This window comes from Streptomyces sp. NPDC055239, assembly GCF_053606205.1.
Genome location: NZ_JBSGRD010000003.1, coordinates 929,027 through 944,886, shown reverse-complemented (window position 1 = coordinate 944,886; position 15,860 = coordinate 929,027). Strand labels below are relative to the sequence as shown.

Annotated in this window: 12 protein-coding genes; 11 read left to right on the top strand and 1 reads right to left on the bottom strand. The window is 68.2% G+C overall.

Translation table 11 applies throughout. The features are described 5' to 3' along the window. The first annotated feature begins 121 nt into the window (after positions 1–121). The 10 genes from ACWFRJ_RS14940 to ACWFRJ_RS14895 all read left to right on the top strand — a co-directional run bounded on the left by ACWFRJ_RS14940 (position 122) and on the right by ACWFRJ_RS14895 (position 13,565). On the top strand, positions 122–1,384 hold the full coding sequence (locus ACWFRJ_RS14940) for an ABC transporter substrate-binding protein (RefSeq protein WP_453529303.1): 1,263 nt from the start codon (positions 122–124) through the stop codon (positions 1,382–1,384). Positions 1,385–1,458: 74 nt separating this feature from the next. Further along, positions 1,459–2,406 carry a carbohydrate ABC transporter permease gene (locus ACWFRJ_RS14935; RefSeq protein WP_453529300.1) on the top strand — a complete coding sequence of 316 codons (948 nt, stop codon included), beginning with the start codon at positions 1,459–1,461 and terminating at the stop codon, positions 2,404–2,406. After that, entirely contained in the window at positions 2,406–3,293 is an 888-nt protein-coding gene (locus ACWFRJ_RS14930; RefSeq protein WP_453529297.1) for a carbohydrate ABC transporter permease, read from the top strand. Before ACWFRJ_RS14935 ends, ACWFRJ_RS14930 begins: the two co-directional genes overlap by 1 nt. 198 nt (positions 3,294–3,491) lie before the next feature. After that, positions 3,492–4,691, top strand: coding sequence for an ROK family transcriptional regulator (locus ACWFRJ_RS14925; protein WP_453529294.1), 1,200 nt, complete (start codon positions 3,492–3,494; stop codon positions 4,689–4,691). 120 nt (positions 4,692–4,811) lie between these two features. Next, entirely contained in the window at positions 4,812–5,927 is a 1,116-nt protein-coding gene (locus tag ACWFRJ_RS14920; protein WP_453529291.1) for an ABC transporter substrate-binding protein, read from the top strand. A 182-nt stretch (positions 5,928–6,109) separates the two neighbouring features. Then, positions 6,110–6,898 (top strand): ATP-binding cassette domain-containing protein, encoded by a 789-nt coding sequence (locus tag ACWFRJ_RS14915; RefSeq protein ID WP_453529288.1) that lies wholly within the window; start codon positions 6,110–6,112, stop codon positions 6,896–6,898. Further along, positions 6,895–8,184: a sugar ABC transporter permease gene (locus tag ACWFRJ_RS14910; RefSeq protein ID WP_453529285.1), complete on the top strand. Its 1,290-nt coding sequence runs from the start codon at positions 6,895–6,897 to the stop codon at positions 8,182–8,184. Before ACWFRJ_RS14915 ends, ACWFRJ_RS14910 begins: the two co-directional genes overlap by 4 nt. A gap of 209 nt (positions 8,185–8,393) precedes the next feature. Then, entirely contained in the window at positions 8,394–10,328 is a 1,935-nt protein-coding gene (dxs, locus tag ACWFRJ_RS14905) for a 1-deoxy-D-xylulose-5-phosphate synthase (RefSeq protein ID WP_453529282.1), read from the top strand. Between the two features lie 172 nt (positions 10,329–10,500). Further along, positions 10,501–11,994 (top strand): amino acid permease, encoded by a 1,494-nt coding sequence (locus tag ACWFRJ_RS14900; RefSeq protein ID WP_453529279.1) that lies wholly within the window; start codon positions 10,501–10,503, stop codon positions 11,992–11,994. 83 nt (positions 11,995–12,077) lie between these two features. Then, the gene (locus ACWFRJ_RS14895; RefSeq protein ID WP_453529276.1) at positions 12,078–13,565 is read left to right on the top strand and encodes an ArnT family glycosyltransferase; all 1,488 of its coding nucleotides are present in this window, start codon (positions 12,078–12,080) and stop codon (positions 13,563–13,565) included. Here the strand turns inward: ACWFRJ_RS14895 and ACWFRJ_RS14890 are convergent. Further along, positions 13,547–14,533, bottom strand: a complete 987-nt coding sequence (locus tag ACWFRJ_RS14890; RefSeq protein WP_453529273.1) for a hypothetical protein — start codon at positions 14,531–14,533, stop codon at positions 13,547–13,549. The two genes, ACWFRJ_RS14895 and ACWFRJ_RS14890, sit on opposite strands and share 19 nt — an antisense overlap. A gap of 23 nt (positions 14,534–14,556) precedes the next feature. Here ACWFRJ_RS14890 and ACWFRJ_RS14885 point away from each other — a divergent pair, with 23 nt between their 5' ends. After that, positions 14,557–15,765, top strand: a complete 1,209-nt coding sequence (locus ACWFRJ_RS14885; RefSeq protein WP_453529271.1) for a CapA family protein — start codon at positions 14,557–14,559, stop codon at positions 15,763–15,765. Positions 15,766–15,860: the final 95 nt, after the last annotated feature.

Below are 15,860 nucleotides of genomic sequence, written 5' to 3'. Positions count from 1 at the left end.
ACGAAAGTGGTCTAGGCCTGTTGCGGCAATTCCGGCCGTGAGTAATGTCGGCCCCACGGCGCCGCGGGGGGAACCTTTTGCCCGCGTTCAAGTCGACACCGATGTCGAAGGGTTGAACAGCATGAGGAATCGATTGATCGCCACCGGTGCGGCGACGCTCGCGATGGCAATGGGACTCAGCGCCTGCGGCGGTGACAGCGACAGCGGCGACAGCAAGACCATCAAGCTCGTCGCCGCCGACTACGGCGACAAGGCTTCCAACGCCTCCAAGAAGTACTGGGACGGCGTCAAGAAGGACTTCGAGGCGCAGAACAAGGGCTACAAGGTCGACGTCCAGGTCATCAACTGGAACGAGATCGACAAGTCCGTGAAGAACATGATCCAGGCGGGCAACCAGCCCGACCTCCTGCAGACCGGCGGCTACGCCGACAAGGTCGCGGACGATCTGCTCTACAAGGCCGACGAGGTCCTCTCGCCCAAGACGCAGCAGAACCTCATCCCCACCTTCGCCAAGGCCGGCGAGGTCAAGGGCACGCAGTACGGCATCCCGTGGGTCTCCTCCAGCCGCGTGATGTTCTACAACAAGGCCGTCCTGAAGAAGGCGGGCGTCAAGACGCCGCCGAAGACGTGGGACGAGGTCGCCGCGGCCGCCAAGAAGATCAAGTCGTCCAAGGCCGCCGAGACGCCGTACGCCCTCCCGCTCGGCCCCGAGGAGACCCAGGGCGAGACGATGATGTGGGAGCTCGGCAACGGCGGTGGCTACACCGACGCGAGCGGCAAGTACACGCTGGACAGCGCCAAGAACGTAGAGACCTTCGACTGGCTGCAGAAGAACCTGGTCAAGCCCGGCCTCACGTACTCCAACCCGGCGTCCACGGACCGCAAGACGGCCTTCGCCGACTTCGCGGCGGGCAAGGTCGGCATGCTCAACGGCCACCCGAGCCTGATCCAGATGGCCAAGGACGGCAAGGTCGACTACGGCGTCGCGCCGATCCCCGGCAAGACGGGCCCGCTGCAGGACACCCTCGGTGTCGCCGACTGGATGATGGCGTTCAAGGACGGCGGCGCGGAGAAGGAAGGCGTGAAGAAGTTCCTGGACTTCACGTACTCCAAGAAGATGCTGCAGTTCGACGAGATGTACAACCTGATGCCCGTCACCCAGGACACCCTGAAGACGATGCAGACCAGTGGCAAGCACAAGGACCTGGAGCCGTTCTTCGCGGTCCTGCCGAACGCCAAGTTCTACCCGCTCGGCGACACCTCGTGGGACGTCATCTCCGCTGAGATGAAGAAGACCGGTGGCAAGGCCGCGAGCGACGACCCCAAGGCGGTCCTCGGCGACCTGCAGAAGAAGGCCGAAGCGGCGGCTGCCGAGAACAAGTAGCACGTAGCCAGACGTACTTGGCAGGCAGACAACAGCCGCACTTCGTTCCGTAGTCCCGTTCGCTAGGAGACCTTGTGTCACTCAAGGCCCCTCCGCCCCCGGCCGACACCGGCCGGGGACGGAGCGGGCGCGCACCCAGGCCGGTCAGCCGTCGCAGCGGTATCGCCCGACTCGGCCCGCTGCCCTGGATAGCGCCCGTCATTCTGCTGATCCTCGCCGTGGTCATCTGGCCGGTCGTCGAGCTGATCCGCACCTCGTTCCTCAACATCTCCATCGCCGGGATCGTGCGCGGCAGCGCCGGGACCGACAAGTACAAGAAGCTCTTCGAGGAGACCGACTTCGGTTCGGTCCTGCTCTGGACGGTCGTGTGGACCGTCGTCGTCGTGAGCGTGACGATGCTGCTCTCGCTCGCCCTCGCCCAGCTCTTCAACCAGAAGTTCCCCGGCCGCACCGTCACCCGCTGGGCGCTCATCGCGCCCTGGGCGGCATCCGTCCTGATGACCGCCATCGGCTTCAAGTGGATGCTCAACCAGACCGCGGGCGTGCTCAACACGCTGATGCTCGACCTCGGCCTCATCGACAACTCCAAGGACTGGCTCGGCAAACCGGAGACGGCCTGGCCGTGGATGATGGCCGTCGCGATCTTCGTGTCGCTGCCCTTCACCACGTACACGCTCCTCGCCGGTCTGCAGACCATCCCGCACGAGGTCTACGAGGCCTCACGGATCGACGGGGCGAGCCCCTGGCAGACGTACCGGCACATCACGGTGCCGATGCTGCGGCCCGCGTTCCTCGTCGGTGTGGTCATCAACCTCATCAACGTCTTCAACTCCTTCCCGATCATCTGGGCCATGACGCAGGGCGGTCCCGGCTATGACACCTCCACGACCATGGTGTTCATGTACAAGCTGAAGGAGACCGACATCGGCGAATCCGCCGCGATGTCCGTGGTCAACTTCGCGATGGTCGTCGTGCTCGTGCTGATCTTCCTGAAGGTCAGCCGGTGGAACGAGGAGGACTGATGGCCACCGCGACGGCGCCCCGCGCGGGGTCCCCGAAGGGCCCGCCGAAGCAGCAGCTCAAGCCCAAGCGCACGTTCCGGCCGCGCACCCTGGTCATCACGGTGGTCGCCTGGGCGCTCGCGGCGATCTTCCTGGCTCCGTACCTGGAGATGGTGATCACCGCGCTCCGCCCCAAGAGCGAGCTGCGGGACCGGACCTATCTGCCGACCGACCTGGAGTGGTCGAACTTCATCGAGGTCTGGAAGGAGTCGGAGCTCGGCCAGAACCTCCAGGTGACCCTGTTGGTGGCGGGCGGCGCGACACTCCTGGTGCTCCTGGTCTCGCTGCCCGCCGCGTACTACACGGCCCGCATGCGCTACCGCGGACGCAAGGCCTTCCTGCTCCTCGTCCTCATCACGCAGATGTTCCAGCCCACCGCCCTTCTGGTCGGTCTCTACCGCGAGTTCCACCAGCTGGACATGCTCAACTCGGTCTGGACGCTGATCATCACCAACGCGGCGTTCAACCTCGCGTTCGCGGTGTGGATCCTGACGGCCTACATCAGCTCGATCCCGCCCGAGCTCGAAGAGGCGGCGATGGTGGACGGCACGAGCCGGTTCGGCGCCATGATCAAGGTGACGATGCCGCTCGCGCTGCCCGGCGTGGTCACCGCGGTGATCTTCACTTTCATCACCTCGTGGAACGAGTTCGTGATGGGCCTCACGCTCACCACCGAGCCCGACAAGCAGCCGCTGACCGTTGGTATCAACAACTTCATCGGCGCCTACACCGTGGAGTGGAACTACCTCTTCGCGGCCTCCGTGGTGGCGATCGTGCCGGTCATCGTGCTGTTCGCCTTCATCGAGCGGCACGTCGTCTCGGGTCTCACCGCGGGATCGGTCAAGTAACGGATCGGCCCTCTCAGGCCGGGTCTGGGTGGTTTGGGGTACATCCTCGCCACTTGGACCCGGCCTGTCCGCTGTTCAGGAGTGCCGATTTGGGTCAAGGACTTGACTGCGCCAACCCGTTCGGCAGAGCTTGGAGTTCACAACTTGTACGGGCGGCGAAGTCGCCGTTACGTCATACGGAAAAGGGTGGCTGAGTCAATGGAGACTCCGGGGTCGCAGTCGTCGCTGCACCGGGCCAATCTCGAACGGGTCGTACGTGCCGTACGGCTCGCCGGGTCGCTCACTCAGGCGGAGATCGCCAGGACGACAGGTCTGTCCGCGGCCACGGTCTCCAACATCGTCCGGGAGCTCAAGGACGGCGGAACGGTCGAGGTCACGCCCACCTCGGCAGGGGGCCGCAGGGCCCGCAGCGTCTCGCTCAGCGGTGACGCGGGCATCGTCATCGGCGTCGACTTCGGCCATACGCACCTGCGCGTGGCGGTCGGCAACCTCGCCCACCAGGTGCTCGCGGAGGAGTCCGAGCCGCTGGACGTGGACGCGTCCGCCGCGCAGGGCTTCGACCGCGCCGAGCAGCTGGTCAGCAGGCTGATCTCGGTGACCGGCGTGGACCGCGAGAAGATCGCGGGCATCGGTCTCGGCGTGCCGGGGCCCATCGACGTGGAGTCGGGCACGCTCGGCTCGACCTCGATCCTGCCGGGCTGGACGGGCACCAAGCCCGCCGAGGAGCTCAAGGACCGCATCGGCGTCCCCGTGCACGTCGACAACGACGCCAACCTAGGCGCGCTCGGCGAGCTGGTCTGGGGCAGCGGGCGCGGCGTCAAGGACCTCGCGTACATCAAGGTCGCGAGCGGTGTCGGCGCCGGGCTCGTGATCAGCGGGCGGATCTACCGGGGCCCCGGCGGCACCGCGGGCGAGATCGGGCACATCACCCTGGACGAGTCGGGCCCGGTCTGCCGCTGCGGCAACCGCGGCTGCCTGGAGACCTTCACGGCGGCCCGCTATGTCCTTCCCCTGCTCCAGTCGAGCCACGGCACCGACCTGACCATGGAGCGCGTGGTCTCCCTGGCGCGCGACGGGGACCCGGGCTGCCGGCGCGTGATCGCGGACGTCGGGCGGCACATCGGCAGCGGTGTGGCGAACCTCTGCAACCTCCTGAACCCCAGCAGGGTCGTACTCGGCGGTGATCTCGCGGAGGCCGGTGAGCTGGTCCTGGGGCCCATCAGGGAGTCCGTGGGGCGCTATGCGATCCCCAGCGCCGCGCGCCAGCTCTCCGTGCTCCCTGGGGCCCTCGGGGGCCGTGCCGAAGTCCTGGGCGCCCTTGCCCTCGCGCTGAGCGAGATGGGCGATTCGACGCTTTTGGACGGCTCCCTGTCCGCGACGACACCTGCCTTCACTTAGATAACGCATGGCACCGTTGTCATCTCGTTAAGGATTTACTCCTTGACGCCGGTGTGGCGGCCGAGTTGACTTCGAGCCACCTCGGCCGCAACGACGCGGCCACGTCAGGGAGGTTCCCGAATGAACACGCGTATGCGTCGTGCCGCCGTTGCCGTTGCCGCCACCACCATGGCCGTCACCCTTGCCGCCTGTGGCAGTGCCAAGGAGTCCGACGGTGACAAGAGTGATGAGGGTGCGTCCAAGAAGGGCGACGCGCTCAACATAGGTCTGCTCCTGCCGGAGAACGAGACCGCGCGTTACGAGAAGTTCGACAAGCCGCTGATCGAGAAGACCGTCAAGGATCTGACCGACGGCAAGGGCAAGATCACCTACGCGAACGCCAAGCAGGACGCGTCCACGCAGAACCAGCAGGCCGACACGATGATCACCAACAAGGTGGACGTGTTGATCGTGGACGCGGTGGACTCCAAGGCGATCGCCGGGTCGGTCAAGAAGGCCAAGGAAGCGAACATCCCGGTCGTGGCGTACGACCGCCTCGCCGAGGGCCCCATCGACGCGTACACCTCGTTCGACAACGAAGAGGTCGGCCGCGTCCAGGGCAAGGCCCTCGTCGAGAAGCTCGGCGACAAGGCGAAGGACGGTGAGATCGTGATGATGAACGGCGCGATCACCGACCCGAACGCCAAGCTCTTCAAGAAGGGCGCCGAGTCCGAGCTCAAGGGCAAGGTCAAGATCGGCAAGTCGTACGACACCAAGGAGTGGAAGGCGGTCAACGCCAACGCCAACATGGAGGGCGCGATCTCGGCGATCGGCAAGGACAAGATCGTCGGTGTCTACTCCGCGAACGACGGCATGGCGGGCGGCATCATCACCGCGCTCAAGGCCGCGGGCATCTCCAAGCTTCCGCCGGTCACCGGACAGGACGCCGAACTCGCCGGTGTGCAGCGCATCGTCGCGGGCGAGCAGTTCATGAGCGTCTACAAGTCCTACCCGCAGGAGGCCAAGGTCGCCGCGGAGATGGCCGTCGCGCTCGGCAAGGGCGAGAAGCTCGACTCCATCGCCAAGACGAAGGTCGACAGCCCCACCACCAAGGGCGTTCCCACGGTGCTCGTGCCGGTCGTCTCGCTGACCGACAAGAACATCAAGGAGACCGTCATCAAGGAAGGCATCTACTCGGTCGACGAGATCTGCACGGCCAAGTACAAGGCCGACTGCGCCAAGGTCGGCCTGAAGTAAGTCTCCGCGTCTCCAAGGGACTTCACCACCATTGAGCCCTGTCCGGCGCCCCGCTCCAACAGCCCCGCAGCTATGGCGGGGCGCCGGACAGAAACGCGCTCTGGTCTTCACGTCCTGCTGGTTCTTCTCGCTACTTCTCGTTCTCTTCTGTTCAACCTCCCGCCGGTCAGGCGGCGAAGGAGATGGTTCACGTGTCCGCTACGCCCGTGTTGGCGTTGCGCGGGGTCTCCAAGCGATTCGGTGCCGTCCAGGCGCTCACCGACGTAGAGCTTGAGGTCCACGCCGGTGAGGTGGTCGCCCTGGTGGGCGACAACGGCGCAGGAAAGTCCACGCTGGTCAAAACGATCGCCGGCGTGCATCCCATCGATGACGGCGTCATCGAGTGGGACGGCAAGGCCGTATCGATCAACAAGCCGCACGACGCCCAGAGCCTGGGCATCGCGACCGTCTACCAGGACCTCGCGCTGTGCGACAACATCGACGTCGTGGGGAATCTCTACCTCGGTCGTGAGCTGCGCAAGCGTGGCGTGCTCAACGAGGTCGAGATGGAGCGCCGCGCCCGCGAGCTGCTCACCACGCTCTCGATCCGCATACCCAGCGTCCGTATCCCGATCGCCTCGCTCTCCGGCGGTCAGCGCCAGACGGTGGCGATCGCCCGCTCGATGCTCGGCGAGCCCAAGCTCGTCATCCTCGACGAGCCCACCGCCGCCCTCGGCGTGGAGCAGACCGCCCAGGTCCTCGACCTGGTGGAGCGGCTGCGCGAGCGTGGCCACGCGGTCATTCTCATCAGCCACAACATGGCGGACGTCAAGGCCGTCGCGGACAAGGTGGCGGTGCTCCGGCTCGGCCGGAACAACGGAGTCTTCGACGTGAAGGCGACCTCGCAGGAAGAGATCATCTCCGCCATCACGGGCGCCACGGAAAATGCCGTGACCCGTCGCGCGGCGCGCAATGGGGAGGCCCAGAAGTGAGTATCGACAAGACCTCCACGCCCGGCGACGCACCGGTCGACGCCCCGGCCGCCGCCGCTGACGCCGTCACCGCGGTCGACCCCCGCCTGCTCGTGCGCGAGCAGGGCTTCGCCGGATACATCACCGAGTTCAAGCGGAAGATGCGCGCAGGTGACCTGGGCTCCATCCCGGTCGTCGTGGGCCTCATCATCATCTGGGCGATCTTCGCCTCGATGAACTCGCGCTTCCTGACCGCGGAGAACCTCAACAACATCTCCGTCGCCATGGTCGGCACCGGCATGATCGCGGTCGGCATCGTCTTCGTGCTCCTTCTCGGCGAGATCGACCTGTCGGTCGGCTCGGTCAGCGGTGTCGCGGGCGCGGTCGCCGCCGTGCTCGCCGTCACGCACGGAGCACCCGAGTGGATCGCGATGATCGTCGCCATCCTCTCCGGCACCGTGATCGGCACCATCCACGGCTTCTTCTTCGCGCGCATCGGCGCCCCGGCGTTCGCCGTCACCCTGGCAGGCCTGCTGTTCTGGCAGGGCTTCATGCTCCAGATCCTGGGTGACAACGGCACGATCAACCTGGACTCCGAAGGCCTGATCGCCAAGCTGACCTCGTACTACTTCACGGACGTCGCCGCGGCTTATGGCCTCGCGGTCGTCGCGGTCGCCGCCTTCTTCCTCTCCGCGTTCTTCGACAGCCGCCGCCGTGACGCGGCCGGTGTGCCGTCCAGGCCGCTGAGCGAGATCATCGTGCGCACCGCGGTCCTGGCCGTGGTGGCCTTCGCCGCCGCGATCATGTTCAACCAGTACAAGGGCCTGCCCCTTGCCCTGGTGATCTTCCTGGTCTTCCTGGTCGGCACCGACTTCGTGCTGCGCCGCACGACCTACGGCCGCAAGGTCTTCGCCCTCGGCGGCAGCGTCGAGGCGTCCCGCCGTGCCGGTATCAACGTCACGCTGATCCGTACGTCGGTCTACGCGATCGCCGGTACGTTCGCGGCGGCGGGCGGCCTCTTCATGGCCTCCAAGATCGCGGCGGCCAACCAGGGCGCCGGTACCGGTGACCTCCTGATGAACGCCATCGCGGCGGCCGTCATCGGCGGCACCAGCCTCTTCGGTGGCCGTGGCCGCACCTGGAACGCCCTCCTGGGTGTCATGGTCATCACGTCGATCCAGTACGGCCTCGCGCTCGAAGGTATCGCGACGCCGGTCCAGTACATGATCACCGGTGGCGTACTGCTCGCCACGGTCGTGATCGACTCCATCACCCGTAAGACCCAGAAGACGGCAGGACGCGCCTGACCTGCCAGAACCCAGAGCAGAGCTGCCCGGTACCGCAATGGCGCGGTGCCGGGCAGTTCTCTGTGTGCCACCGGGCGGCCTCGGCGTACCGCCGATCGCGTGACGCGGAACTCACGGCCCAGGCGCCGTCGTCAACGACGGAACATTAGACTCAACAGGCCCGGCAACATCGGTGAACGCTCGAACAGCTCTACTGCAAGGAGGCACGGGTGCCGCTGCTGACCCGCATCAGGGGACCGCGCGATCTGGACCGGCTCAGCCCGGAGGAGCTGAACCAGCTGGCCGGCGAGATCCGCGCCTTCCTCGTCGACGCAGTCTCCAAGACAGGCGGCCACCTCGGCCCCAACCTCGGTGTGGTCGAGCTCACGATCGCCATGCACCGCGTCTTCGAGTCCCCGCAGGACAAGGTTCTCTTCGACACCGGCCATCAGAGCTACGTGCACAAGCTGCTCACCGGCCGCCAGGACTTCGCCAAGCTGCGCACCAAGGGCGGCATGTCCGGCTACCCCTCGCGCGCCGAGTCCGACCACGACGTGATCGAGAACTCGCACGCCTCGACGGTCCTCGGCTGGGCCGACGGCCTCGCCAAGGCCAACGAGGTGCGGGGCAAGGACGACCACGTCGTCGCCGTCATCGGCGACGGCGCGCTCACCGGCGGCATGGCCTGGGAGGCGCTGAACAACATCGCCGCCGCCAAGGACCGCCCCCTGGTGATCGTCGTCAACGACAACGAGCGTTCGTACGCCCCGACCATCGGCGGCCTCGCGAACCACCTGGCGACCCTGCGCACCACGGACGGCTACGAGCGCTTCCTGGCCCGCGGCAAGGACTTCCTCGAGCGCACCCCGGTCGTCGGCAAGCCCCTCTACGAGACGCTGCACGGCGCCAAGAAGGGCCTGAAGGACTTCATCGCCCCGCAGGGCATGTTCGAGGACCTCGGCCTGAAGTACGTCGGCCCGATCGACGGCCACGACATCGAGGCCCTGGAGTCCGCCCTGGTGCGCGCCAAGCGCTTCGGCGGCCCGGTCATCGTGCACTGCATCACCGAGAAGGGCCGCGGCTACAAGCCCGCCGAGGAGGACGAGGCCGACCACTTCCACGGCATCGGCCCGATCCACCCCGACACGGGCCTGCCGATCGCCGCGGGCGGCATGGACTGGACGTCCGTCTTCGGCGAGGAGATGGTCAAGCTCGGCCACGAGCGCGAGGACATCGTCGCGATCACCGCCGCCATGCTCCAGCCGGTCGGCCTGAAGAAGTTCGCCAAGGCGTTCCCCGACCGGGTCTACGACGTGGGCATCGCCGAGCAGCACGCGGCCACATCGGCGGCGGGCCTGGCCACCGGCGGACTGCACCCCGTCTTCGCCGTGTACGCGACCTTCCTCAACCGCGCCTTCGACCAGCTCCTGATGGACGTGGCCCTGCACAAGTGCGGCGTCACCTTCGTCCTGGACCGGGCGGGCGTCACCGGCACGGACGGCGCCTCGCACAACGGCATGTGGGACATGTCGATCCTGCAGTGCGTGCCGACCCTGCGGATCGCCGCCCCGCGCGACGCCGACCAGGTCCGCCTCCAGCTGCGCGAGGCCGTCGAGGTCGACGACGCCCCGACCGTCGTCCGCTACTCCAAGGGCGCGGTCGGTCCCGCGGTCAAGGCCGTCGGCAAGGTCGGCGGCATGGACGTCCTGCGCAAGGCGGGCACCAACCGCCCCGACGTCCTCCTGGTCTCCGTGGGCGCGCTCGCCCCCATGTGCCTGGAGATCGCGGGACTCCTGGACAAGCAGGGCATCACGACGACCGTCGTCGACCCCCGCTGGGTCAAGCCCGTCGACGAGGCACTCGCCCCGCTCGCCGAGCAGCACCGCGTGGTCGTCACCGTCGAGGACAACTCCCGCGCGGGCGGTGTCGGTTCGGCCATTTCCCAGGCCCTGCGCGACGCGGGCGTCGACGTCCCGCTGCGTGACTTCGGCATCCCGCCGCGCTTCCTTGACCACGCCTCGCGCAAGGAGGTCATGGCCGAGATCGGCCTGACAGCGCCGGACATCTCCCGCCAGGTCACCGGCCTGGTAGCCAAGCTGGACGGGCGCTTCGAGCGCACGGCCGCCGTGGACTCCGTCGAGGCGGGGGAGCCCGCGCGCGACTGAGTCAACCCGCACCGCCGATGGGCCGGTTTCAGCACCCTGTACGGGTGGTGGAACCGGCCCATTCGCGTGAAGAGGCCCGTGCCGGGGCATACGGGGTACTCGGCCTCTCGATCATGTCGAGGACGCCAAGCGACGACGAGCGCGTGGGACGACAAGCGTGGGAGGTACGCCCGTGAGCAGCACCCTCTTCAGGACGAAGAGTGTCGAGCAGTCCATCAGGGACACGGAGGAGCCGGAGCACGCGCTAAAGAAGTCGCTCTCCGCCCTCGATCTCACGGTCTTCGGCGTCGGCGTCATCATCGGCACCGGCATCTTCGTACTGACCGGAAAGATCGCCAAGGAGACGGCGGGGCCCTCGGTCGCCCTGGCCTTCGTCGTCGCGGGGCTCGTCTGCGGCCTCGCTGCGCTCTGTTACGCCGAGTTCGCCTCGACCGTGCCGGTGGCGGGATCGGCGTACACCTTCTCCTACGCGTCGCTGGGGGAGCTGCCCGCCTGGATCATCGGCTGGGACCTCATCCTGGAGCTCGCGCTCGGCTGCGCGGTGGTGGCCGTCGGCTGGTCGGGCTACATGCGTTCGCTCCTCGACACGGCGGGACTGCACATGCCGCAGGCGCTGAGCGGCACGCACGAGGGGAAGTTCGGCTTCGACCTGCTCGCCTGCGTCCTGGTGCTCGTCCTGACCGGGATCCTGGTCGTCGGCATGAAGCTGTCCTCGCGGGTCACGAACGTCATCGTCGCCATCAAGGTGACCGTGGTGCTCCTGGTCGTCATCGTCGGCGCGTTCTTCATCACCGGCTCCAACTACGACCCGTTCATCCCGCCGTCCGAGCCCGCCGACGGCGGCAGCGGCATCGCGGCGCCCCTCGTCCAGCTGATGTTCGGCTTCACGCCCTCGCACTTCGGCGTGATGGGCATCTTCACCGCGGCGGCCGTGGTCTTCTTCGCGTTCATCGGCTTCGACGTCGTCGCGACGGCGGCGGAGGAGACGCACAACCCGCAGCGGGACGTGCCGCGCGGCATCTTCGGCTCGCTCATCATCTGCACGGTCCTGTACGTCGCCGTCTCCGTCGTCGTCACAGGGATGCAGAAGTACACCGAGCTCTCCACGGACGCGCCGCTCGCGGACGCCTTCAAGGCCGTCGGGCACCCCTTCTGGGCGGGCCTGATCAGCTTCGGCGCGGCGGTCGGTCTGACCTCGGTCTGCATGATCCTGCTGCTCGGCCAGGCCCGCGTGTTCTTCGCGATGAGCCGTGACGGACTGCTGCCCCAGACCTTCTCCAAGGTCCACCCGAAGTTCGGCACTCCCTACCGCTCGACGCTGCTGCTCGGCGGGATCGTCGCGATCGTCGCGGGTTTCACCTCCATCGACGAGCTGGCCGAACTGGTCAACATCGGGACGCTGTTCGCCTTCGTGGTGGTGGCACTCGGCGTCGTCCTGCTCCGCAAGCAGCGCCCCGACCTGCCGCGCGCCTTCCGCACCCCGCTGGTGCCTTTCATCCCCGTCCTCTCGGTGCTCGCCTCGCTGTGGCTGATGCTGAACCTGCCCGCCGAGACCTGGCTGCGGTTCGCCGTCTGGATGGTCATCGGCGTGGTGATCTACTTCGTGTACGGGCGTTCGCACAGCCGTCTGCATCAGCGCGAAACGCAGGCTGACGACGCAGGGTAGTCACCGCTCTCCGGCACTCCTTCACCTCCAGCCCCGTATGTCCCGTTTCGATAGGGGCTACGGGGCCGGATAGCGTGCGTCGCATGCCCGTCGCGCCCACCACCTCGCTACGTTCCGTACGCACCCTTCAAGGGTCGGGTCCGCTCCGGGTGCGCGTTCCCGGTGGCGGAGGCGCCTACTGGGCGCGCCTGCTCCCGCTGCTCGCCGCGCTGGCGTGCGTGACCCGGCTGCCCTCCTTCCGGGGGCCGCTGTGGAGCCCGGACGAGGGCTATCTCGCCGTGCAGGCGCGGATATTGGCGCACGGCGGCGAGCTCTACGAGACGGTCGTCGACCGCAAGCCGCCCCTCGTCCCCTGGCTCTACGAGGGGTCCTTCGCCCTCTTCGGCGACTCCTCGCTCCTCCCGCTGAAGGTGCTCGCCGTCGCCGCGCAGCTCCTGACAGCGGTGCTCCTTGCCTCCCTGGCCCGGCGGCGCTGGGGGGACGGCGCGGGACGTACGGCGGGCGTGCTGTACCTCCTGATCTCGATCGGCCTGAACCCGCAGGACGCCCAGGCGGCCACCTTCGAGACCTTCATGCTGCCGTGCACGGCGGCCGCCATGTGGTGCGCGGACCGCCGCAGATGGGGCGCCGCGGGAGTGGCGGTGGCGTGCGCGCTGCTTGCCAAGCAGACCGGGGGAGCGGTGCTCGTGCCGGTGGCCTGGCTGCTGTGGCGGGGCGGGGCGCCCCGGCGGTGCGTGGCGCGCCTCGCGGCGGGCCTGTGCGGACCCGTGATCGCCGCCGCCGTCCTGACGACCCCTTCGGGCTTCGTGTTCTGGACGGTGACGGGCTCGGGAGCGTACGCCTCCTTCACGGGCTCCGAACTCCACGTACTGGGGCGCGGGTTGCTGAACGCCATACTCCTCGCGGGGGCGTGCGCCGGGATCGTCCCGGCGGTCGTACGCGTTCTGCGCGTCGCCCGTACAGGGGCGCCGGAGCTGTGGCTGTGGCTCGCTTCATCGGCGGCGGCGGTACTGCTCGGCTTCCACTTCTTCGGCCACTACTACCTGCAACTCATGCCGCCGCTCGCCCTGCTCGGCACGGCGGCGCTGCAGATCCTGCCGCGTGAAAGGACGGCCAGGGCGATCGTCGTCACGGGGTGTTCGTGCGCGGTGTTCCTGGCCTGGGGCTTCCTGGCGCCCCGCCCCGACCTCGCGCACGCGGCACGGCTCGCGGAGGTGATCGAGTCCCGTACCACCGGGCCCCAGGACAAGGTGCTGGTGTGGGGCATACACCCGGAGACGTACTGGCTCGCCGACCGCGCCCCCGCGAGCCGCTACCTCACGGCCGGGCTGCTCACCAACTACAGCGGGGGCCGCAACGGCCCCCAGGTGGGGGAGAAGTACGCGGTCGACGGCGCCTGGCCCGTCTTCCGCGAAGAGCTGCGCCGCCACCCGCCCAAGCTCGTGATCGACGACTCCCGGGGCAAGCCGTACGGCCCGGACCGGGTGCCTTCACTGCGGCGGATCCTCGCGGAGGGCTACCGTCCTGTGGTGCGGGTCGAGGGGGCGGTGGTCTACGAGCGGGGCGGCTGACCGTCGCGCCGCCACGTGCGCGTGACGTCCGCCAGCGCTTCGACCGTCTCCCGCGAACGGTCGCGGTCCTCGCGGATGCGAGCGCCGAACTCGACGTGCAGGAACGGCACATCGCGTGCCGCCGCAGTCCGCCCCTGCACATTGGTGCGCCCCGCGAGAGGGCAGGACCTGGCCCAGGCCCGGCAGACGTCGTAGCCCCGCTCCCGCAGCGCGTCCGCGAGGTCGCGGCCCTCGGCGACGGCCTCCCTGCCCCGGCCCGTGGAGGCGACGACATCGTGCTTCGGCGCGGAGTCGTCATCCATCCCGTGCAGCTGCACGCCGGGGAGCCCACGGCGTACGAGTTCGGCGCAGATCGCGTGAAAGACGCTGTCCCTGCGGTGCGCCACGTCCGCCGCGTCACCGCGCCCGGCTTTGCGATGTGCTCCCGCGACGACCAGTACGCCGCCGGGGGAGCGGCTCAGGAGCTCCGCGCCGAGCCGTTCCGTGTACCGGTCGGCGACGGGGTGGGGGATCTGGACCGACCAGCGGACGGGCGATTCGAGGTCGATGTAGACGCGCCCCCAGCCGCGCGGTGCCGCGCCGTCCTCGGAGCGGTCGGCGACCTCGGCGAACCGTCGGCCGCTCGCCGGGTCGGTGACCGTGCGCACCGCGAAGTCCACGTCGGCCAGGCGGTGCTCGGCCTCCGTGCGCTTGTGGTCGAGGAGCAGCGCGACGCCCGCGGCCATCGTGCGCCGGTCCTCGCGCGTGGGGTGACGGTATCCGCTGTCCTCGTGGAAGCCGGAGGTGTAGTCGGTGATCAGGGCTTCCAGGCCGGGGCGGGCGGCGGGTTTGCGGCCCTTGCCCGAGGTGTCCGAGGTTTCTGAGGGGGCCGATTCGCACTGTACGAGGCTGAGCGCGACCGCCGTCACGGCGGCGGCGACCCCGAGCTTCTTTGCGATCGTCATCAGGCGGGTGCGGTAGGACTTCATGGTTGTATAAAGATATCCCTGTGATGACACGTCCCTCCCGCAGGCATTTTGTGACCTGTGCGGCCTCCGCGTTCCTGCTCGCCGGCACCGCCACTGCCTGCGGCCCCTTCGGCGACGACGACAAGCCCGCCGCCGACGGCGGCCCCTCGTTCACCGTCGCCGCCGCGGGCGACATCCTGATCCACCCACAACTGACCGAGCAGGCCCGCAAGGACGCCAAGGCCTCGGGCAAGGGCGAGAAGGGCATCGACTTCGGGCCGATGATGGCCGGGATCAAACCCGTCATCAGCAAGGCCGACCTGGGCATCTGCCACTTCGAGCCGGTGGTGGGCAAACCGGACGGCCCTTTCCAGAGCTACCCCGACTTCCTCGTGCCGCCGCAGATCGCCACGGCGGTCAAGGACGTCGGCTACGACCAGTGCTCGACCGCGTCCAACCACACGCTCGACCACGGCCCCGCCGGAGTCACCCGCACCCTGAACACGCTCGACAAGGCGGGCCTGAAGCACACCGGGTCGGCGCGTGGCGCGGCGGAAGCGGGCAAACCGCTCATCACCGAGGTGAAGGGCGTCAAGGTCGCGCAGATAGCCTTCGCCTTCGGGTTCAACGGCCGTGAGGTCCCCAAGGACAAGCCGTGGATCGTGAACCAGACCAAGTTCGACGCGATCGCCGCGGCCGAGAAGAAGGCGCGCGCGGCGGGCGCCGACGTCGTGATCCTCAGCATCCACTGGGGGCGTGAGAACCAGCCCAACGCCAGTTCTTCGCAGCTCAGCCTCGCCCGCAGGATCGCGCGCGAGACCGGCATCAACCTCGTCATCGGCCATCACGCGCACGTCGTCCAGCCGATGGAGAAGGTCGACGGCACCTGGATCGCGTACGGACTGGGCAACCAGATCGCCCGGCACGACGTGCCGAACGGGCTGACCGAAGAGGGCGCCATCGGCTGGTTCGAGTTCGTCAAGCGCGGCGGGAAGTGGGACGTCGACGCCAAGTACGTACCGACGTTCGTGGACATCCCGCCGGACCCGGACGAGGCGGGCGCCCTGCCCAAGGACGCGGTCCAGGACCACCGGCTCCTGGACCTGGCCGCCACGCTCCGGGACGGCGACGACCTCAGCGAGGAGCAGCGCTCCCGCTACCGCCTCGCCTTCGAGCGCACCCAGGGCACGCTCCTGAACCGGGGCGCGAGCAAGGACGGCCTCGAACCGCTGGAGGCTCTGCCCGACAGCTGACGCGGGCGGGCATCCTTCCGGGCCCGCCTGCATCGGCTGGCGGAGGAGTCGTGCGTCTCCTGACGTAAGAGCCGTCGGGCGATCGGCGCGAGCTA

Excerpts from the sequence above, each read along its gene's own strand:
- ACWFRJ_RS14940 (WP_453529303.1), top strand. The coding sequence starts at position 122 with ATGAGGAATCGATTGATCGCCACCGGTGCGGCGACGCTCGCGATGGCA.
- ACWFRJ_RS14930 (WP_453529297.1), top strand. The coding sequence starts at position 2,406 with ATGGCCACCGCGACGGCGCCCCGCGCGGGGTCCCCGAAGGGCCCGCCG.
- ACWFRJ_RS14925 (WP_453529294.1), top strand. The coding sequence starts at position 3,492 with ATGGAGACTCCGGGGTCGCAGTCGTCGCTGCACCGGGCCAATCTCGAA.
- ACWFRJ_RS14920 (WP_453529291.1), top strand. The coding sequence starts at position 4,812 with ATGAACACGCGTATGCGTCGTGCCGCCGTTGCCGTTGCCGCCACCACC.
- ACWFRJ_RS14915 (WP_453529288.1), top strand. The coding sequence starts at position 6,110 with ATGGTTCACGTGTCCGCTACGCCCGTGTTGGCGTTGCGCGGGGTCTCC.
- ACWFRJ_RS14895 (WP_453529276.1), top strand. The coding sequence starts at position 12,078 with ATGCCCGTCGCGCCCACCACCTCGCTACGTTCCGTACGCACCCTTCAA.
- ACWFRJ_RS14890 (WP_453529273.1), bottom strand. The coding sequence starts at position 14,533 with ATGAAGTCCTACCGCACCCGCCTGATGACGATCGCAAAGAAGCTCGGG.
- ACWFRJ_RS14885 (WP_453529271.1), top strand. The coding sequence starts at position 14,557 with ATGACACGTCCCTCCCGCAGGCATTTTGTGACCTGTGCGGCCTCCGCG.